This window comes from Streptomyces sp. WMMC940, assembly GCF_027460265.1.
Lineage (GTDB): Bacteria > Actinomycetota > Actinomycetes > Streptomycetales > Streptomycetaceae > Streptomyces.
Genome location: NZ_JAPZBC010000001.1, coordinates 5,392,700 through 5,411,714, shown reverse-complemented (window position 1 = coordinate 5,411,714; position 19,015 = coordinate 5,392,700). Strand labels below are relative to the sequence as shown.

At 74.1% G+C, this 19,015-nt stretch carries 14 protein-coding genes and 1 pseudogene; 5 read left to right on the top strand and 10 right to left on the bottom strand.

Annotation, left to right across the window (positions count from 1 at the left end; all coding sequences use genetic code 11):
* Position 1 precedes the first annotated feature (1 nt).
* Positions 2 to 823 carry a hypothetical protein gene (locus tag O7595_RS23810; RefSeq protein WP_269730645.1) on the top strand — a complete coding sequence of 274 codons (822 nt, stop codon included), beginning with the start codon at positions 2 to 4 and terminating at the stop codon, positions 821 to 823.
* On the opposite strand, the gene O7595_RS23805 is transcribed toward O7595_RS23810, so the two are convergent.
* Entirely contained in the window at positions 774 to 2,216 is a 1,443-nt protein-coding gene (locus O7595_RS23805) for an RNB domain-containing ribonuclease (RefSeq protein WP_269730644.1), read from the bottom strand. The two genes, O7595_RS23810 and O7595_RS23805, sit on opposite strands and share 50 nt — an antisense overlap.
* Before the next feature lie 454 nt (positions 2,217 to 2,670).
* Here O7595_RS23805 and yaaA point away from each other — a divergent pair, with 454 nt between their 5' ends.
* Positions 2,671 to 3,471: a peroxide stress protein YaaA gene (gene yaaA, locus O7595_RS23800; protein ID WP_269730643.1), complete on the top strand. Its 801-nt coding sequence runs from the start codon at positions 2,671 to 2,673 to the stop codon at positions 3,469 to 3,471.
* A 267-nt stretch (positions 3,472 to 3,738) separates the two neighbouring features.
* Here the strand turns inward: yaaA and O7595_RS23795 are convergent, their stop codons facing one another.
* From O7595_RS23795 to O7595_RS23785, 3 genes are read right to left on the bottom strand one after another with little or no spacing between them, the layout of a single operon-like run.
* Positions 3,739 to 5,010, bottom strand: a complete 1,272-nt coding sequence (locus O7595_RS23795; RefSeq protein WP_269730642.1) for a bifunctional RNase H/acid phosphatase — start codon at positions 5,008 to 5,010, stop codon at positions 3,739 to 3,741.
* The gene (locus O7595_RS23790) at positions 5,010 to 5,753 is read right to left on the bottom strand and encodes a zinc ribbon domain-containing protein (protein ID WP_269732606.1); all 744 of its coding nucleotides are present in this window, start codon (positions 5,751 to 5,753) and stop codon (positions 5,010 to 5,012) included. The genes O7595_RS23795 and O7595_RS23790 overlap by 1 nt, the downstream gene beginning before the upstream one ends.
* The gene (locus O7595_RS23785) at positions 5,750 to 6,565 is read right to left on the bottom strand and encodes a Nif3-like dinuclear metal center hexameric protein (protein WP_269730641.1); all 816 of its coding nucleotides are present in this window, start codon (positions 6,563 to 6,565) and stop codon (positions 5,750 to 5,752) included. The genes O7595_RS23790 and O7595_RS23785 overlap by 4 nt, the downstream gene beginning before the upstream one ends.
* A gap of 318 nt (positions 6,566 to 6,883) precedes the next feature.
* Between O7595_RS23785 and O7595_RS23780 the strand changes: the two genes are divergently transcribed.
* Positions 6,884 to 8,038, top strand: a complete 1,155-nt coding sequence (locus O7595_RS23780) for a hypothetical protein (RefSeq protein ID WP_269730640.1) — start codon at positions 6,884 to 6,886, stop codon at positions 8,036 to 8,038.
* 651 nt (positions 8,039 to 8,689) lie between these two features.
* Here the strand turns inward: O7595_RS23780 and O7595_RS23775 are convergent.
* From O7595_RS23775 to O7595_RS23765, 3 genes are all read right to left on the bottom strand, one after another.
* Positions 8,690 to 9,631, bottom strand: coding sequence for a 3-oxoacyl-ACP reductase (locus tag O7595_RS23775; RefSeq protein WP_269730639.1), 942 nt, complete (start codon positions 9,629 to 9,631; stop codon positions 8,690 to 8,692).
* An 11-nt stretch (positions 9,632 to 9,642) separates the two neighbouring features.
* Positions 9,643 to 10,719, bottom strand: a complete 1,077-nt coding sequence (locus tag O7595_RS23770) for a Zn-dependent alcohol dehydrogenase (protein ID WP_269730638.1) — start codon at positions 10,717 to 10,719, stop codon at positions 9,643 to 9,645.
* Between the two features lie 150 nt (positions 10,720 to 10,869).
* Complete coding sequence (locus O7595_RS23765) at positions 10,870 to 11,724, bottom strand: MaoC/PaaZ C-terminal domain-containing protein (protein WP_269730637.1); 855 nt, start codon at positions 11,722 to 11,724, stop codon at positions 10,870 to 10,872.
* A gap of 379 nt (positions 11,725 to 12,103) precedes the next feature.
* On the opposite strand from O7595_RS23765, the pseudogene O7595_RS23760 reads away from it, so the two are divergent.
* Positions 12,104 to 12,571: pseudogene (locus O7595_RS23760) on the top strand (response regulator); the annotation flags it as partial.
* A gap of 185 nt (positions 12,572 to 12,756) precedes the next feature.
* On the opposite strand, the gene O7595_RS23755 reads toward O7595_RS23760, so the two are convergent.
* Entirely contained in the window at positions 12,757 to 14,220 is a 1,464-nt protein-coding gene (locus tag O7595_RS23755) for an MFS transporter (protein WP_269730636.1), read from the bottom strand.
* Between the two features lie 378 nt (positions 14,221 to 14,598).
* Here O7595_RS23755 and O7595_RS23750 point away from each other — a divergent pair, with 378 nt between their 5' ends.
* Entirely contained in the window at positions 14,599 to 15,105 is a 507-nt protein-coding gene (locus tag O7595_RS23750; RefSeq protein ID WP_269730635.1) for a hypothetical protein, read from the top strand.
* A gap of 131 nt (positions 15,106 to 15,236) precedes the next feature.
* Here O7595_RS23750 and O7595_RS23745 read toward each other — a convergent pair whose 3' ends face one another.
* Both O7595_RS23745 and O7595_RS23740 read right to left on the bottom strand, forming a co-directional pair.
* On the bottom strand, positions 15,237 to 16,427 hold the full coding sequence (locus O7595_RS23745; protein WP_269730634.1) for a thiolase C-terminal domain-containing protein: 1,191 nt from the start codon (positions 16,425 to 16,427) through the stop codon (positions 15,237 to 15,239).
* Between the two features lie 93 nt (positions 16,428 to 16,520).
* Positions 16,521 to 18,746: an acyl-CoA dehydrogenase gene (locus O7595_RS23740; RefSeq protein WP_269730632.1), complete on the bottom strand. Its 2,226-nt coding sequence runs from the start codon at positions 18,744 to 18,746 to the stop codon at positions 16,521 to 16,523.
* Positions 18,747 to 19,015 lie beyond the last annotated feature (269 nt).

Genomic DNA, 19,015 nt, shown 5'->3' with positions numbered 1-19,015 from the left:
GGTGAAGCGACTGCTCAGAGGCGTCGCCTATCTCGTACTGCCCGGTGAACTGGCGCTCCTGGTCTGCCTGATGGCGGGGCTACGGCCGCCCGCGCCGGTGATGGCCGCCGCCGAGGCAGCCGTCCTGCTTCTGCTGCTGGCCGAGGCGTCCGTCTTCCTGCGGCTGTGGCGTGGGGAGGGGCTGACACCGCGCGAGGCGCTGCGGGAGCTGGTGCCGGAACCGGTGCTCCGGCTGGCCGGGCACGAACTGCGGCTCATGTGGAGCCTGCTGCTCTGGGTGGCCCGGCGGCGCAGCGGCGTCGGGCCGGGCGACCGGGCCTTCGGGCACGCCCGGGACCAGGCCGCGCTCCTCTTCGGCTTCGGCTTCGTCTGCGTCGTCGAGGCCGTCGGGATGTCGTACCTGCTCAGCCCCTGGCCGGTGCTCCACGCCGTGGTGCTCGTCCTCGACGTCTACACCGTCCTCTTCGTCGTCGGTCTGCATGCGGCGTCCGCGACCCGGCCGCACACGCTGTCCGGGGACACGCTGCGGCTGCGCCAGGCCGCCCATGTGGACCTGCGGATCCCGCTGGAGCGGATCGCCTCCGCCTCCTACGAGTTGGTGTTCACGCACGACAAGAAGGAGGAAGGCGTGCTCAACCTGCCCGTCGGTGCGCAGACGTCGCTCACCCTCACGCTGTCGGAACCCGTCGAGGCGGTGGGGCTGCTGGGCAGAACGCGCCTGGTTCACACCGTTCGCTGCCACGCCGACGACGCCCGCGACCTGCTGCGGGCGGTCACGCGGGCGCGAACCGCACTTGCGCCGCCCCCGGGTCGGCCAGCGTGAGCCGCACCCGCAGCGCCTCGCCCAGCGGGAGCTCAGCCCCGTCGCCGTCGACCGGGGCGACGACCGCCGGATCGTCCAACTGGACGGTGCCGAGATCCGGTTCACGCTCCCGCACATCCACCACGAACCCGTCGAAGACATCGCCGATCCGGCCCGTCAGCAGGGCCGCCTCGACGGTGTCGACGCTCTGGCGCTCGACGGTGTTCGCGCGCCGGTTCCCCTCCGCCATCTCCCGCGGGACGACGTCCAGGGACTCCCGTACCCACTCCGGGGGCTCCCGGCCCTCGGACGCGGCCAGGCACAGCTCGCCCGTGTACCGGTCGACGAGCCTGCGCAGCGGGGCGGTGCAGTGCGTGTACACGTCGGCGACGGCCGCGTGCACCGAGGGATCGGGCAGCCGTCCGCCGCTGAACGCGCTGTAGCCGGCGCCGCGCAGCAGCGCCGTGCACTCCTGGAGGAACGCGGCGTGCCGGCGGTTCGACGGGTCGAGCGACCGGACGACCTGCGCGTACGGGACATGGTGCGGCCAGGGGACGCGCAGCGCCCGCGCGGTCCTGCGCAGCCGGGCGACGGCTCCGTCCGGCGCGGTCGGCAGGGTGCGCAGGATGCCGGTCCCGGAGGTGACCATCAGCCCGGCCGCGGCCATGCCGGTCAGCAGCGAGATCTGGGCGTTCCAGCGCTCCACGGGGTACGGGGCGCGGAACTCCAGTGCGTACGAGTGGTCCCGGGTGACGATCTCCTGCTCGGGCAGGTTGAGAGAGATGCCGCCCCGCTCCACTTCCAGCCGCTCGCGCAGCAGCCCGATCTCCTTGAGCAGGGCCACCGGCTCCTCCGCCGCGCCCGCGTCGATCTGCCGCTGCACGCCCGCGTAGTCCAGCTTGGCCCGGCTGCGGACCAGGGCCCGCCGTACGTCGGTGGCGACGGTCCGGCCGTCCGCGTCCAGGTCGAGGGTCCACAGCAGCGCGGGCGCGGTCCCGCCCGGCAGCAGACTGGCCGCGCCCTCGGAGAGCACCGGGGGGTGCAACGGGACCTTCTCGTCGGGGAAGTAGAGCGTCTGCGTCCGCCGGTGCGCCTCGGTGTCGAGCGCGCCGCCGGGCGGCACGAACGCGGCCATGTCGGCGATGGCGTACCGCACCCGGTAGCCGCCGCCCGGCCGCCGTTCCAGATGCATCGCCTGGTCCAGGTCGGCGGACGCCGGCGGGTCGACGGTGAAGAACGGGACATCCGTCGCGTCCCGTTCCGGCAGCCGCGGGTCCCGAGCCGTCCGCTCCGCCTCGACGAGCACCTCGACCGGGAACCCGACGGGCACGCCGAGCCGGGCGCGCAGGGCGCACAGACAGACCAGCAGCGGGTCGTCGGCCGCGCAGGTCACGTGCATACGACGGCGTGGCATGTGCCGAGCGTATGGCCCGGGCGACGAGGGTGCGACCGGGGCGTTTGCGTGCCCCGGTCGCACACCTGCGGCGCCGCCGCAGACCGGCCGGGGACCGTACCCGAGCCTCGCCACAGACCGGTCCCGCCCGCAGACCGGCCGGGGACCGTACCCGAGCCTCGCCACAGACCGGTCCCGCCCGCAGACCGGCCGGGACCATGCCCGAGCCCTGTCGGCAGAGGTCCCTGGCGCGGTCCCGCACACCGTGCCCGATCCGCCGATGGACCACGGCGCACCGCGACGACGACCGGTGAACGAATGCGCACCGCGACGACGGCGGGCGTGGCGGCGGCGTCCGCTGTTCGCTCCGGTCGGCGTGGCGGGCTCCGGACGGCCGGGGCGGTGCGCCGATGCGGCCGACTACGCTGGCGAGGGGCCGCACCCCCGTGTCCGTACGTCGCAGAGGAGAAACGCCGTGCTCGTGCTGTTGCCGCCGTCCGAGGGCAAAGCCGCTTCGGGGCGGGGGGCGCCGCTCAAGCCGGAGGGCCTGTCGCTGCCCGCCCTGGCCGAGGCGCGCACGCAGGTGCTCGACGAGCTCGTGGAACTCTGCCTGGCGGACGAGGAGAAGGCCCGCGACGTGCTCGGGCTGAGCGAGGGGCTGCGCGACGAGGTCGCGAAGAACGCCGGGCTGCGCACTGCCGGGGCGCGCCCGGCCGGCGAGATCTACACGGGCGTGCTGTACGACGCGCTCGGACTGGCCACGCTCGACGCCGCCGCGCGTCGGCGGGCCCGGAAGTCGCTGCTGGTGTTCTCCGGGCTCTGGGGTGCGGTCCGCATCGACGACCGGATCCCCTCGTACCGCTGCTCGATGGGCGTGAAGCTGCCCGGGCTCGGGGCGCTGGGCGCGCACTGGCGGGCGCCGATGGCGACCGCGCTCCCCGAGGCCGCCGGGGACGGGCTGGTCCTGGACCTCCGCTCGTCGGCGTACGCGGCGGCGTGGCGGCCGAAGGGCGAGATCGCGGGCCGTACGGCCACGGTGCGGGTGCTGCACTCGCAGACCGTCGACGGCGTCGAGAAGCGCTCCGTGGTCTCCCACTTCAACAAGGCGACCAAGGGCCGCATCGTGCGCGGTCTGCTGGAGGCCGGCGCCGCGCCGAAGGACCCGGCCGGACTGGTCGGGGTGCTGCGCGACCTCGGATACACGGTCGAGGCGGAGGCGCCGGGCCGACCGGGGAAGGCGTGGGCGCTCGACGTGGTGGTGACGGAGATCCACTGACCGTCCGCCGGTGACGCGCCCGCCGCCTCGGTCGCGTCGGCCGGCGTGCGTCCGCCGGTGGCCCTGTGCGTCGACCGACCCTGTATCGCACACAGTGCACCCCATGGGACACAGAGTGTCTGCACTGGCGGGATGCCACGGAGCGGGAGGCGCAATGAATCCCGTCCCGTGCCCCGATCACGCCCCGCACTGGACACGTTCCCCGGCCCCGGCACCGTCCCGTGCCGAAGGGCCGGGGTCCACGCCCGCGGCCGCGCGGCGCCGTGGTCAGCGCAAGTGGCTCGTGTCGTTCAGCAGTCGCAGCGAGGCGTTGCCGTCCGCGTAGTACGCCACCGCCGACACCGACGCCGCCGAGAGCTCCATGCGGAACAGGGACTCCGGGGGCGCGCCGATGGCCAGGCGGACCAGGGTCTTGATCGGGGTGACGTGGGTGACCACGAGCACCGTGCGCCCCTGGTACTCCCGCACCAGCCGGTCCCGCGTCGCCGCGACCCGCCGCGCCACCGTCGCGAAGCTCTCGCCGCCGCCCGTGGGCTCCGCCTTCGGGGACGCGAGCCAGGCGTCGAGGTCGTCGCCGTACCGCTCCCGGACCTCGGCGAAGGTCAGGCCTTCCCACGCGCCGAAGTCCGTCTCGCGCAGCCCCTCGTCGATCCGGACGTCGAGCCCGAGGCGGGTCGCGACGGCCTCCGCGGTCTGCCGGCAGCGCTTGAGCGGCGAGGAGACGATCGCCTGGATCGTGCCGCGCGCGGCCAGCGCCGCCGCCACGGCCTCGGCCTGCCGCCGACCGACCTCGGACAGCTCGTGGTCGCCGCTGCCGGAGAATCGCTTCTCCGGGGTCAGCGCGGTCTCTCCGTGCCGCAGCAGGACGAACGTCGCCGGCGGCCCGAGGTCCGGGCCCCAGCCGGCGCCCTCCACCTCGGTGCTCTTGGGCAGCGTCGCCTGCGCGGCCACCGCGCGCGCCGGGGCACCGGACCCGCCCGTCTCGGACCCGGCGTTCCCCGGGCGGGAGGCCAGTGCCGCCCGTGCCTTCGCCGCGCCCGCCGCCGCGTCGCCGACGACCCGGGCCGCCCGTACGTCCTCGGCGGAGGACGACAGCGCCGCCGAGGACGCCGACGGCTCCCACTGCTCGCCGCGGCGCCCCGCGTCCATGGCCTCGTTGGCCAGCCGGTCCGCGTGCTTGTTGCGCTCGCGCGGGATCCACTCGTAGGTGACCCGTCCCGACGGGAAGATCCCCGCGGCCTCGGCGGCGAGCGGCTTCATGTCCGGGTGCTTGATCTTCCAGCGGCCCGACATCTGCTCCACGACGAGCTTGGAGTCCATACGGGCGTGCACCCGGGCGTCGGGGTCGAGTTCCCTCGCCGCCCTCAGACCGGCGATGAGGCCCCGGTACTCGGCGACGTTGTTCGTGGCGACACCGATGTACTCGGCCCGCTCCACCAGCGGTTCCCCGCTCGACGCGTCGCGGACGACGGCCCCGTACCCCGCCGGTCCCGGGTTGCCCCGGGAACCTCCGTCGGCCTCGACGACCAGCTCGCGCATCAGAGACCGGACTCCGACGTGCGGACCAGGATGCGGCGGCAGTTCTCGCAGCGCACGACCGCGTCCGGGGCTGCGGCTCGGACCTCGTTCAGCTCGGTGATGTTGAGCTCGATGTGGCAGCCCTCGCAACGGCGCTGGTACAGCCGGGCCGCGCCCACCCCGCCCTGCTGCTCGCGGAGCTTCTCGTACAGCTTCATCAGGTCGGCGGGCACGGAGCCGGCGACGACCTCGCGCTCCTTGCCGACCGACGCGGACTCGCCGTCGAGTTGCTCGAACGCCGCGTCCCGGCGGGCCGTCGCGTCGTCGACCTTCGCCTGGACGGAGGAGACGCGCTCGGTCAGTTCGGCGACGCGCTCCTGCGCGGACTCACGGCGCTCCATGACCTCGAGGACGACGTCCTCCAGGTCGCCCTGGCGCTTGGCGAGCGAGGCGATCTCCTTCTGGAGGTTCTCGAGGTCCTTGGGAGAGGTGATCGCGCCGGAGTCGAGACGCTGCTGGTCGCGCACGGAGCGCTGGCGGACCTGGTCGACGTCCTGCTCGGCCTTGGTCTGCTCGCGGGCGCAGTCGCTCTCCTCCGTCTGCGCGGCGACGAGCAGGTCGCGCAGCTGCGAGAGGTCCTTGTTCAGCGACTCCAGTTCGGCGTGCTCGGGCAGGGACTTGCGCTTGTGCGCGATCTGCGACAAACGCACGTCCAGGGCCTGGACGTCGAGGAGTCGGATCTGGTCGGCGGGCGCGGCGTTCAGTTGGGGGCTCCAGAGGTGTGGTGGGAGGACCAGGGGTCGGTGACCGTCTTGGAGACATGGACCCGCAGGTTCCAGCCGTGGCGGTCGGAGATCTCGTCGAGCTGGGCGGCGGCCTGTTCGCACCAGGGCCACTCGGTGGCCCAGTGGGCGGCGTCGACCAGCCCGAGTGGCGCCTGCTGAACGGCCTCGGACACGGGGTGGTGCCGCAGGTCGGCGGTGAGGAACGCGTCGACGCCGGCGGCCCGGGCGGCCCCGAAGAGGCTGTCGCCGGAGCCGCCGCTGACGGCGACGCGGCGGACGGTCGCGTCCGGGTCTCCCGCGACGCGGACGCCCTGGGCGGTGGCGGGCAGCCGCGCGGCGGCGCGGGCGGCGAACTCGCGCAGCGTCTCGGGGCGGTCGAGTTCACAGATCCGGCCCAGGCCGTTCTCGGGCACGAGGGGACCGGTGACGCGGAGGTCGAGAGCGCCGGCGAGGGCGTCGGAGACGCCGGGGTCGGCGGTGTCGGCGTTGGTGTGCGCGACGTGCAGGGCGATGTCGTGCTTGATGAGGGTGTGGACGACCCGACCCTTGAAGTGGGAGGCGGCGACGGTCGTGGTGCCGCGCAGATAGAGCGGGTGATGGGTGACGACCAGGTCCGCACCGAGCGCGACGGCCTCCTCGGCGATCTCCAGGACGGGATCGACGGCGAAGAGGACGCGGGTGATCTCGGCGTCGGGCTCACCGCAGACCGTGCCGACGGCGTCCCATTCCTCCGCCCGCTCGGGCGGCCAGAGGGCGTCGAGCTCGGCGATGACTTCAGACAGACGGGGCACGGGGGCAAGGCTACCTGCCCTCCGTGTCCCGACGTCCGTCGTGGGTGCCACGGGGACCCACGTGACCGGGTGGCCCCTGACGCACACGACCAGGTGGCTTCTGATCCGGGAGAGGGCCTCCCGGGGCGGCGGGCGTACGAGCGGTCCGCGGAGGTCCGGCCCGGGCTCCTCGCCTCGGCCCTCGCCCCCTGGAGCACAACCGCCACCGCTCCCTCAGGCAAATCCGGATTCGGCCATCCTTATGTGTGAAGTGAACCGGCTCGCGGTGTTCGGCTGGAAGTGCGAAAACTAGCTTCGGTGGCCGGAGGTGACCATCCGATGACAGCGTGTGCCATCGAGGAAGCCGCGGAGCACGAGGCCGTACGGCCCGCACCGCGGGCGGCGCTCACGGTCGGCGCGGGCGGCAGCTATGCGGCGCGCCTCGCGGGTCGCGGAGACGCCCTGTTCGCCGAGCGCTGGACGCTCGACGGTCCGGAGCCGTACGCGGTGCCGCTGCCGCTCGGCCAGCCCGAGGAGGCCGACACGGAGGTGGCCCCGCTCGCCGACGGACGGGTGCTGGTCCACCGGCGCGTGGCGGGGCTCCGCTCGTTCTCCCTGCTCTACCCGACGGGTCCGGGCACGGGTGAACTGCCGCTGGGCTCCGTGGAGTCGGCCGAGCTGCGACTGCTCCCGCCGTCGCCGGACGGCACCCGCGCCTATGCGCTGGCGCCGGGCGAGAGCTCGACGGCCGTGTGGCTGGTGACGGGCGGGGCGTTCGGGCCCGAGCGGGTCGCGGAGGTGCCCGGCCGCTGCTCGGGCGGGGTGTGGCTGGACCGCACGGGCCGGATGCTGGCACTGGACCGCGAGCGGGACGGGATCACCAAGGCGGTGGTCGTCGACCTGGAGCGGGGCGGCGAGGTGACGCCGCTGCTGCAGATCACGGAGGACAGCAACGACCGACTGCTGCTCGCCGACACGGAGAGCGGGCTGCTGATGATCCGGTCGGACGCGGCGGGCCACGACCGGCTGGGGTGGGGTGTGCTGGGAAGCCTGCGGCCGGCTCGGTTCCCGGAGTGTCTGCGTCTGCCCGACGCGGCGGTGACGCCTTTCGCGATCGAGCCGGGCCGGGTCCTGATACCGGAGAGCTGCGCGGTGGCGCTGCGGATCGACGCGGCGGCGGGCACATGGGTGGGGGTCTGGCGGCCTGCCGGGCGACGTCTGCACCAACTCCCGCCACCGGAGGGGTGGTTGGCTGGTTCCGGACTGTGGAGCCGGGAGGGGGTGCTGCAACTGCCCTGCACGACGGAGGCGGTGGCATGCGGGGTGGCGCGGCTGGAGCCTCCCCAGGACCCCCTTCCACCGGCACCCGCCACGGAGACGGCACAACCGGAACGCGCAGGTGGGGAACCGTGCGGGGATACGGGAAGTCCTGTCCCGTGCAGGCCCGTGCCCCTGCAGCAGGCGCCTCTCACGGGGCGCGCGGCACGTGGTTAGACTCTGCGGCCGGGGGATACACAGCCGCACCGTGTGGATGCCGACGGTGACGGCTACCCCGGTGACACCACATCGGCGATGGAACAACGGGGTGAATTTCCCACATGTCTGAGGCCCGAACCGACACGACCCAGGCGCGTCCGCAGGGAGCGGGCGCGAACCAGGCCGAGGCCGTCGGCTCCGGCAAGCACCGGGGCGGTGCCGCTGCTTCGGAAGACACGAAGTCTCCGGCGCACGGCCGCCACCGCCGCCCGACGAAGGGCGAGGCGGCATAGCAGCGCTGCGAGGCGCATGGGTGGGTGAGGGCCGCCGCGGGAAGCCCGTGGCGGCCCTCACCCACACCAACGGCCGCCTCCGCGGGGCGCCCTCGCTCACGTCCACCGGCCGCTCCGCGGGCGGGGATGACCCGGCCCGCGTTGCCGCCTCCGCGGGGCCTCGCTCACGTCCACCGGCCATCTCCGCGACGGCGATGACCGAGGCCGCTGCTCGGTTCGGGGTCCGGTGGCCGCGCCGGGGAACCAGGCGGCGCCGGCACTGCCGGCCGGCGCACCGAGTGGCATCGGCCGGGCCGGATGGGGCCGGCCCTGGGGCGCCGGCCGTGCCGGTGGGCGGCTTGAGCGCCGGCCGTGCCGGTGGGCGGCGGTCCGGGCACTACGCCCGCTTCAGCGACAGCACCTCCGTCGCCGCGAAGGTCTCGTCCGGCGACCGGTCCCCGTAGTACGGGCCGAGGACGCCCGCCAACTCCTCGTACGAGAAGGTCTCCTTGGCCGAGTCGAACTGTGCCGCGACCCTCGGGCGGTCGAGGATCGCGACCATGCCCCCGTGGACGACGAGGAGCTGTCCTGTGACGCGGGACGCGGCCGGGGAGGCGAGGTAGCCGACGAGCGGGGCGACGTGCTCGGGGGCGAGCGGATCGAGTTCGCCGGGGGCCGGTTCGCCGAATCCCGTGAAGACGTCCTCGGTCATGCGCGTACGGGCCCGGGGGCAGATCGCGTTCGCCGTGACGCCGTACTTCCGCAGTGCCGACGCCGTCGACGTGGTCAGGCCGACGATGCCGCCCTTGGCCGCCGCGTAGTTGGGCTGGCCCGCCGAGCCCGCGAGGAACGCCTCGGAGGAGGTGTTGACGACCCGGCCGTAGACCGGGCCGCCCGACGCCTTGGACCGTTCGCGCCAGTGTGCCGAGGCGAAGCGGGTGGTGTTGAAGTGGCCCTTGAGGTGGACCCGGATCACCGAGTCCCACTCGTCCTCGCTCATCGAGAAGACCATCCGGTCCCGGAGGATACCCGCGTTGTTCACCAGGATGTCGAGCTTGCCGTACATGCCGGTGGCCAGCGCGACGAGGGCCCCGGCCGCCTCGAAGTCCGAGACGTCTCCGGTGTGGGCGACCGCCCGCCCGCCCGCCGCCCGTATCTCCTCCGCGACCTGCTCGGCAGGCGCGCTGGACGCCTCGCCCGAGCCGTCGCGGCCCGGCTGCCCGTAGTCGTTGACGACGACCGCCGCGCCCAGCCGTGCGAGTTCGAGCGCCTCGGCCCGGCCGAGGCCGCGGCCCGCGCCCGTGACGATCGCGGACAGGCCCTGCAGTGGGAGTGGCATCGCGGTCCCCCTCAGATCTCGATGCAGGTGCGCAGCGCCTCGCCCGTACGCATCTGGGTCAGGGCCTCGTTGATCTCCGCGAGCTGCACCCGGTGGGTGATGAGCGACTCCAGGTCGATCCGGCCGGCGCGCCAGAGCGCGATGGCCCGTTCGTAGGAGCGGAGCACATCGCCGCCTCCGTACATCGACGGCAGGATCCGCTTCTCGTCGAAGAACAGCTCGAACATATTGAGCTGGAGGAAGTCGTCCATGGCCCCGGCCCCGACGATGCACAGGGTCCCGCCGCGCCGGGTCGTCTCGTACGCCGTCCTCGCCGTGGCCGACTTGCCGACGACCTCGAAGACGTAGTCGAAGCCCTCGCCGCCGGTGATCCGCTGCCCGGCGTCGCCGAGCGCGTCCGGCGCGACGGCCTCGGTGGCGCCGAAGGCCAGCGCCGCCTCGCGCCGTGAGGCCACCGGGTCGACGGCGACGATCTGGGCGGCGCCCTGCACCCGGGCGCCCTGGACGGTGGAGATGCCGACGCCGCCGCAGCCGATGACGGCGACCGACGAGCCGGCCTCCACCCGGGCGGTGTTGATGGCCGCGCCGAGCCCCGTGGTGACGCCGCAGCCGATGAGCGCCGCGATCTCGTACGGGACGTCGTCGGGAATCGGCACCGCGCAGCCGGCGTCGACGACGACCTCCTCCACGAAGGTGCCGGTCCCGGCGAAGCCGAAGACATCACCGCCGGGACGCCTGAAGTTGGGCGTGCCCGCGTTCATGAACCCGGCGAGGCAGAGCTGGGACTGACCCCGCCGGCAGGCCGGGCAGCTCCCGCAGGCGGGCAGCCAGCACATCAGCACCCGGTCGCCCTGCTTGACGGCGGTCACGCCGTCGCCGACGTCGAGCACCTCCCCGGCGCCCTCGTGGCCCGGGATGAACGGCGCCGGTTGCGGCAGCACCCCGCTCATCGCGGAGACGTCCGAATGGCACAACCCGGTCGCCCTGATCCGGATCCTCACCTTGCCGGGGCCGAAGCCCACCGCCTCGACGTCGTCGAGGACGTCGAGCTTGTCCTGGCCGATCTCGTGCAGTACGGCAGCGCGCATGTGCGCCCCCTTCGGGAGTCGGGCTTCGGGTTCGGGCTTTCGCTGTTCACGGGACCGGTGCGCGGAGGGCCGGGGCCCGTGCACGGAGGGCCGGGGCCGGTACGCCGAGGGCCGGGGCCCGTGCACGGAGGCCGGGGCCGGGTCGACGGGTCAGATGTGGTCGACGACGGTGTCCGAGAGCACGGGTGCGTCGTCCCGCTCCACGGCCGTCACCGTCGCCTGGACGCGCCCCTCCCCGGCCCACGTGCGGATGCGCAGCGTCTCCCCGGGGAACACCACTCCGGCGAAGCGCGTGGCGTACGAGCGGACGCGGGTGACGTCCCCGCCGAGGAGGGTGTCGACGACCGCCTTGAGCGTCATGCCGTATGTGCACAGGCCGTGCAGGATGGGCCGGTCGAAGCCCGCGAGCTTCGCGAACTCCGGGTCGGCGTGCAGCGGGTTCCAGTCGCCGGAGAGCCGGTAGAGGAGCGCCTGGTCCTCGCGTACGGTCCGTTCGACGGTCCGGTCCGGCTCGCGGTCCGGCTGCCCGGTGCCGACGGAGGGGCCGCGTTCGCCGCCGAAACCGCCCTCCCCGCGGACGAAGATCTGGGCGTCGCTCGTCCACAGGGGGCCGTCCGCGTCGGCCGCCTCGGTGCGCAGCACCAGAACCGCGGCCTTGCCCTTGTCGTAGACGGCGGCGACGCGGGAGGTGCTGGTGGCCCGGCCCTCGACGGGGATCGGGCGGTGGAGCGTGACCGACTGTCCGCCGTGCAGCACGGCGGCGAGGTCGACGTCGATGCCGGGGGCGGAGAGCCCGCCGACCACGCTCATACCCGCTCCCGCGACGGTGGCGAAGCTGGGCAGCACGTGCAGCCGGGACTCGAGGGTGTAGCGCAGTTCGTCGGGGTCGTCGGCGGGGACGCCGGCGCCGAGCCCGAGGTGGTAGAGCTGGACGTCCTTGTGGTCCCAGCTGATCTCGGCACTGCGGGGCTCCGCGGCGATCGCCTTGGCGGCATCGATGGGCATGGGGATGCTGCTCCTTGGTTCCTTGGCTCCCCGGGGAGGGAGTGGAAGACCTCGGTGCGGCCGTCCGCACCGTCGGCCGCACCGAGGCCGTACGGGGCCGGCCGCTGCACGAGGCTGTTCTAGAACGCGTTCTAGGCCGGTTGGCCCCTATGTATAACGCACGCCCCATCACTTGTGAAGCCTGCTGACACAGCGTCAGATCGGTGTGTCCGGCCGCTCACGGGGGCGTCCGCGAGGTCGCCGTCCGGAACCTCGGACCGCCCTGCGGCGCACCCGCGGGGACCTCCGGGGCCCCACCGGACGGAGCCCACCCGCATCCACCGGAACCCGAACGCCCACACCCGGCGCTCGACGGGCACTTCGGCCATATCCTGATGCGATGGACGAAATGCCCCACGAACGGCGGTCCGGCAAGTCCGTCAGAGTTCTGCTCGCGGAGGACCAGGGGATGAGCGGCGGCCTCGCGCTGCTGCTCGGGATGGAAGCGGACATCGAGGTCGTGGCGCAGGTGGCCGCGGGCGACGCGATCGTCGACTCGGCTCTCGTCACCCGGCCCGACGTGGCGCTGCTGGACATCGAACTGCCCGGCCTCGGCGGGCTGGACGCGGCGGCGCTCCTCCGGGACGAGGTGCCGGACTGCCGGGTGCTGATACTGACGACGTTCGCGCGCCCCGGCGCGCTGCGGCGGGCGATGGAGGCCGGGGCGGCGGGATTCCTCGTCAAGGACGGACCGGTGGAGGAACTGGCGGACGCGATCCGCCGGGTGCTGCGCGGGGAGACCGTCGTCGATCCGGCCCTCGCGGCGGCGGGCGCGGAGCCGACTCCGCAACCCCCGCGGGAGAGGGATGTGCGCGGCTGCCCCTGAGGGGGCGACCGCACGAAGCCCGAACCGGAACGAACCGGCAGGGGAGCCGTGGCCCTTGCGGGGTGCGCCCCCGTACGCCCGCATCCCCGTGTTCCCGTGCCCCGAGCGCGCATGCGCCTCCGCGGGCGGCACCCCGCGCCGGCCCGCGTCCCCGCGCCACTCGGTGATCAGGCGTGCCGCACACGGTCCTTCGGCAGCCACAGCAGCATCATCAGCACACCGCCCAGCAGGATGCCCGTCCCGGTCCGGAAGGCCAGGGCGTACCCTGCCGTCAGCGCCTCGGGGGTCGTCGAGCCGCCCGTACGGGCCGCCGCCACCGTCGCGAGCACGGCGAGGCCGAACGCCCCGCCCATCACCCGTGAGGTGTTGATCAGGCCGGAGACGAGGCCCGCGTCGCCCGGTGCGGCGCCCGAGGTGGCGAGCGAGGCGAGCGGTGTGCCCGCCAGACCCCCGCCGGCCATCATCACGATGCCCGGAAGCATGATCGCGGTCAGGTACGAGCCGTGCGCCTCCATCGTGGACTGCCACCCGAATCCGGCCGCGGACACCAGCACCCCGAGGACGGCGACATGGCGCGCGCCGGCGACGCGCATCAGCCGCGGGGCGAGCTTGGATCCGAGGACGACCGCGAGCGAACTGGGCATGAGGGCGAGTCCGGCGGCCAGCGGGCTGTAGTGCAGCACGTTCTGGGCGTAGAGCGTCATGAAGTACCACATGCAGAACATCGCCGCGCCACAGCTGAACATCGCGGCGTTCGCCGCCGACACCGCCCGCATCCGGAACAGCTTCAGCGGCATCAGGGGCGTCCTCGTCCGGGCCTCGACCGCGACGAAGGCGCCGAGCAGCGCCGGTCCGGCGAGCAAAGGCAGCAGGGTCGCGGGAGCGGTCCAGCCGTCCTGCTCGGTCTGCACGATGCCGTAGGCGAGCGTCGCGAGTCCCGCCGTGACGAGCACGGCGCCCGGCAGGTCCAGCCGGCGATGCTCCCCCGCGCGGGACTCGGTGAGCCACCACGCGCCGAGGGCGACGACGGCCGCGCCCACGGGCACGTTGATCAGCAGGGTCCAGCGCCAGGAGAGGGTCTCGGTGAGCACCCCGCCGACGAGTCCGCCCGCCGCCCCGCCGCCGGCGCCGACAGCGGTCCAGGTGGCGATGGCCCGGGCCCGTGCGGGGCCCTCCGGCACGGCCGAGGTGAGCAGTGTCAGCGTCGAGGGGGCGAGGACGGCCGCGCCCAGACCCTGCCCGGCGCGTGCGGCGAGCAGTTGCCAGCCCTCCTGCGCGAGCCCGCCCGCCAGCGACGCGACGGTGAACACCCCCAGCCCCACCAGGAACATCCGCTTGCGGCCGTAGAGATCCCCGGCTCGTCCGCCGAGCAGCATGAACCCGGCGAGGACGATCGAGTACGCGTTGACGACCCACTGCAGCCCCGCGCTGCTCAGCCCCAGGTCGCCTCGCATCGACGGCAGCGCCGTGTTGACGACGGACACGTCCAGCACGACGAGGAACTGCCCGGCGCAGGCCGCCAGCACCACCGCCCACATCCGCTGCTCGGTGTGGTCGGTGCGCCCCGCGACCGCTATGGCGGGGCCTGAGATGCCGGACGGGGCACGGTGGGCGTGGGTCATGAGCGTCATGCTCCCAGGCACCTGTTCATCCGTACATCCTGATTTCGACGGACGGGACCGGGACTCCGGTCCTGGACCTCCGGTCCCGCACCGGGCCGCGCTGCCCCGGCGGGCCGAGGCGGGCGACTACGGCGACCACGGCCGCCCGTGCGGACCGGACGGCGGCTGGACCGCGCCCTACGGGACCGGACGGCGTGGCCGGAAAGGGACGCCCCCCACCCACCGCAGCCGATCACACCGGCGACACTGGGGTCTTGACACACACCGCCGAGAAGACGGGTTCGATCAGTGGCAACACGGAGCAGGCCGACCACGACACCGCACGGACAGCCTCACGCGTCACCGGTCGACGGCACGACCCCTCACGCGTCACCGGTCGAGGGCACGATGGTCGGGCTCTTCTGGATCGACCGGGACGGCTGCTGGCTCGGCGCCCCGGCCGGTGCGGAGGGAACCGGCATGCGCCTGACCGACGAAGGGCTGACGCCCGTCGGCACACCGGCGGCCGGCGCGCTGAGCTGGACCGGGATGGAGCGGGTGACCGTGCCCGACGCCCCCGCCCGCTCGGGCTTCCGGCGGGGCCTGCGTACCGCGATCGACGTGGCGACGAGCATGGCGGGCTTCGGCGGCCCGGACAGCGGGCACCGGATGACGGTGTCCGTCACCCACACCGGCGGGCGGAGCGAGTACGCCGTTCTCTCGGCCGCAGCACCCGCCTACACCGAGCGGGAAGTCGAGCTCTCCCACCGGCTTCTGGCCCGGTTCGTCGCGGGCGAGCTGCGCCCGTCCGTGCTCACGGACTGGTGGGCGTCCGCCGATTCCCGCCCCGGCCCGAAGCCGCCGGAGCGGGAGGCCGTCCTGGAGCGGCTACTGGCCCTGCCGGCACGGCCGTGAGTCCGCCGCTGCCCCGGCGCGCCGCACCGGAGTGCGTGCTGCGCCCCGGGGCGTGAACCCCGCAGGTCGCACGCCACGCCGCGGACACCGCCCTGCGGCACCTGACGGAACGCGGATCCGCCCCGGCCCCCTCACGCCTTCCGCAGCATCGTCACCACCGCCGCACCGCCCAGGCCGATGTTGTGGGCGAGCCCCGTGCGCGCGCCGGGGACCTGGCGGGGGCCCGCCTCGCCGCGCAGCTGCCAGGTCAGTTCCACGGCCTGGGCGAGGCCGGTGGCGCCCAGGGGGTGGCCCTTGGAGATGAGGCCGCCCGAGGGGTTGACCACCCACCGTCCGCCGTACGTCGTCGCCCCGGACTCGACGAGCTTGCCGGACTCGCCGTCCGGGCACATGCCGAGCGCCTCGTACGTCAGCAACTCGTTGATCGAGAAGCAGTCGTGCAGCTCGATGACGTCGATGTCCTCGATGCCGAGTCCGGACGCCTCGAAGGCCCCCCGGGCCGCGGCCCGGGACACGGGCGTGCCGACGACGTCGACGCAGGAGCCCGAGGTGAAGGAGTCGGCGGTGTCGGTGGCCATCGCCTGTCCGGCGATCTCGACGGCCTTGTCGTGGAGGTCGTGTTCGACGAGGAACCGTTCGGACACGACGACGGCCGCGGCGGCCCCGTCGGAGGTGGGTGAGCACTGGAGGCGGGTGAGCGGGGGGTGGACCGGCTTGTCGGCGAGGATCTCGTCCACCTCGTGGACCGCGCGGAACTGGGCGTAGGGGTTGGCGGCGGAGTGCCGGTGGTTCTTGGCGGCGACGGCGGCGAGCTGCCGCTCGGTGGTGCCGTGGCGTTCCATGTGCTCGCGGGCCGCGTTCCCGAAGATCTGGGCGGTGGGAGGGGTCCGCTCGAAGCCGTGGGTCGCGGCCATGATCCCGTAGTGCCGAGCCACCGGTGAGCCGGCGAGGTCCCCTCCGTCCGCGCCCCCGCCGAGCGCTCCCTTCCTCATCTGCTCGAAACCCAGCGCCAGTACGCAGTCGCTCAGCCCGCCCGCGACGAGCTGCCGCGCCAGCATCAGCGCCGTGGCACCGGTGGCGCAGTTGTTGCTGACGTTGTAGACGGGGACGCCGGTGAGGCCGAGTTCGTACACGGCGCGCTGCCCGGCCGTGGAGGGCTGGAAGCAGTAGCCGACGGGGACCTGCTGGACGAGTTCGTACGGGATGCCGGCGTCGGCGAGGGCCGCGGTGCCGGCCTCCTTCGCCATGTCCGGGTATCGCCAGTCCCTCGACTCGGGCTTCTCGAACTTCGTCATCCCCACACCGACGATGTAGCTCTTCACCGGAAGCACTCCTTCAGTCTCAGGGTCTCAGGACGGCCGGCCCCAGGGCCGCCGGCCCGAGGACGGCCGGTCTCGCAGCTCCGTCCCGGGCCGTCAGTCCCGGGGCAGGCCGAGCAGGCGCTCGGCGACGACGTTCAACTGGACCTGGGTGGTGCCGCCCGCGATCGTCAGACAGCGGGACATCAGCAGTTCGTGGACGGCCCGTTCGCCCGGGCCCTCTCGGACCGCGCCCTCGGGGCCGAGCAGTTCGAGGGCCAGCTCGGCGACCTTCTGCTGGTGCGAGGTCTGCACGAGCTTGCGCACCGACGCGCCGGGTCCCGGCTCCAGGCCGTCGATCTGCCGCAGTGCGGTGCGCAGTCCCATGCAGCCGAGCGCGTGGGCCTCGGCGGCGAGGGCGCCGATCCGGGCGCGGGAGGCGTCGTCGAGGCCGGGACTCCGCGCGATCAGCTCCTCGAGGCCCGTGCCGAAGGTCAACTGGTCGGCCATGTGCACGCGTTCGTTGCCGAGGGTGTTGCGGGCGACGCGCCAGCCGTCGTCCACCTCGCCGACGACGGCGTCGGCGGGCAGCACGGCGCCGTCGAACCAGACCTCGTTGAACAGTGTTTCGCCGGTGATCTCCCGCAGCGGCCGGACGTCGATGCCGGTGGTGCCCTTCATGTCGACGATGAAGTACGTGAGTCCCTTGTGCCGGGGCGCCTCCGGATTCGTACGGGCGAGGAGGATGCCGTGGTCGGCGCTCCGCGCGGCACTGGTCCACACCTTCTGGCCCGTGATCCGCCAGCGCCCGTCGGGCAGGCGCTCGGCACGCGTGCGCAGGCCCGCGAGGTCGGAGCCCGCGGCGGGCTCGCTGAAGAGCTGGCACCAGCGGAGCTCGCCGCGCAGGGTCGGCAGCAGATAGCGGGCCTTCTGCTCTTCGGTGCCGTGGGCGACGAGGGACGGCACCACCCAGGTGGCGATGCCGAGGTCCCCGACGCTGACCCCGGCGGCCCGCAGCTCCTCCTGGACGGCGAGTTGCTGGAGCGGGCCGGCCCCGAGGCCGTACGGGGGCGGGAGGTGGGGGGCGGTATGGCCGGTGGAGGTGAGGAGCCGTCGGGCCGCCGCCGGGTCCAGACCTCGCGCGGGGGCGACGGCCCGCCGGGCCCCTACCCGGAACGGCGCGGCCTCCGGGGGGAGTTCGAGCCGCAGCTCACGGCGTACGCCGTCGACGGCGAGCCGTACCGCGCGCAGGCGGTGGGCGTCGCCCGGCCCGAGGAGCTGCCGGGCGACGAGGGCGCGGCGCAGATGGAGGTGGGCGTCGTGTTCCCAGGTGAACCCGATGCCGCCGAGGATCTGTATGCAGTCCTTGGCGCAGCCGTACGCGGCGTCGAGTGCGGTGGCCGCGGCGAGCGCGGCGGCCAACCCATCCCCGCGGCTTCCGCGGAGGCCGCCCCCGGGGCTGCTGCCGGTGCCGCCTCCGGTGCCGCCTCCGGTGCCCCCGGCGGCGCGAGCGGCGTCCCAGGCGAGGGCCCGGGCCTGTTCGACGCGGACGAGCATGTCCGCGCACAGGTGCTTGACGGCCTGGAACCGCCCGATGGGCCGCCCGAACTGTTCGCGGACCTTCGCGTGCTCGGTGGCGGTGTGCAGCGCCCACCCGGCCGTGCCGCAGGCCTCCGCGGCGAACAGCACGGCCGCCAGGTCCGGCACGATCCCGGGTCGGGCGCCGAGGACGCGGTCCGCGGGGACGAGGACCCCGTGCGCGGTGACCTCGGCGGTGGGCCGGGTCGGGTCGGCGCTCTGATGGCCGCGTACGGCGAGGTCGGCGGCGTCCACGGCGAGCAGGAGCGGGCCCGGGCCGGCGGCGAGGACGAACAGATCGGCGTCGGCACCGCCGAGTACGGGGGGCGCGGTCCCGTCGAGAAGGAGGGCGCCCCCGGCGGCGGCGGTCGCGGTGAGGCCGCCGGGGCCGAGTGCCACGGCGCCGATGCGGCGGCCGTCGGCGAGCGCCGCCGCCAGGTCGGGACGCCCGACGCGATCCAGTACGGCGGAGGTCAGCACGTTCGGCAGGTAGGGACCGGGCAGGGCGGCGCGTCCGGTCTCCTCCAGGACGACGGCGAGATCGAGGAGCGTGCCGCCCCCGCCGCCGTACGCCTCCGGCAGATGCACGCCGAGCAGTCCCTGTTCGGCGGCACCGTCCCAGTAGGCCGGCCTCCCCCCGCCGGACCCGGGCGCGTCGAGCAGCGTGCGCACCGCTTCGGGCGGTACGGCGCGTGCGAGCCAGCGGCGCACGGAGTCCGCGAGGGCGCGCTGTTCATGAGTGATCGCGATGCTTCCGCTCCCCATGGAGCCGGAGAGTAGAACACGTTCCAATCTGACGGAAGGTCAGAAGCGGGATGGAATCCGGTGTACGGCCGGAAGGACGGTGCCGCATCCGGCCGGCGACGACGGCGCCGTGCGGGAAGCACCGGACGGGAGCGAGCGCCTCCGTGCGCGTTCCAACGGACGGCTCGAACGTCGCCGCCCGCTCGGCGCCACCGGCGCGGCGGGCGGCCACCTGCGCCGGGCGCGGGCACCCCGGGTCCGAGGTGCCGACCACCGGCGCCGAGCGGCCG

What these genes read in the sequence shown, in the direction of transcription:
- O7595_RS23805 (WP_269730644.1), bottom strand. Translation starts at nt 2,216, where the DNA reads ATGCCACGCCGTCGTATGCACGTGACCTGCGCGGCCGACGACCCGCTG.
- O7595_RS23795 (WP_269730642.1), bottom strand. Translation starts at nt 5,010, where the DNA reads ATGCGCGAGCTGGTCGTCGAGGCCGACGGAGGTTCCCGGGGCAACCCG.
- O7595_RS23780 (WP_269730640.1), top strand. Translation starts at nt 6,884, where the DNA reads ATGACAGCGTGTGCCATCGAGGAAGCCGCGGAGCACGAGGCCGTACGG.
- O7595_RS23775 (WP_269730639.1), bottom strand. Translation starts at nt 9,631, where the DNA reads ATGCCACTCCCACTGCAGGGCCTGTCCGCGATCGTCACGGGCGCGGGC.
- O7595_RS23770 (WP_269730638.1), bottom strand. Translation starts at nt 10,719, where the DNA reads ATGCGCGCTGCCGTACTGCACGAGATCGGCCAGGACAAGCTCGACGTC.
- O7595_RS23765 (WP_269730637.1), bottom strand. Translation starts at nt 11,724, where the DNA reads ATGCCCATCGATGCCGCCAAGGCGATCGCCGCGGAGCCCCGCAGTGCC.
- O7595_RS23755 (WP_269730636.1), bottom strand. Translation starts at nt 14,220, where the DNA reads ATGACGCTCATGACCCACGCCCACCGTGCCCCGTCCGGCATCTCAGGC.
- O7595_RS23750 (WP_269730635.1), top strand. Translation starts at nt 14,599, where the DNA reads ATGGTCGGGCTCTTCTGGATCGACCGGGACGGCTGCTGGCTCGGCGCC.
- O7595_RS23740 (WP_269730632.1), bottom strand. Translation starts at nt 18,746, where the DNA reads ATGGGGAGCGGAAGCATCGCGATCACTCATGAACAGCGCGCCCTCGCG.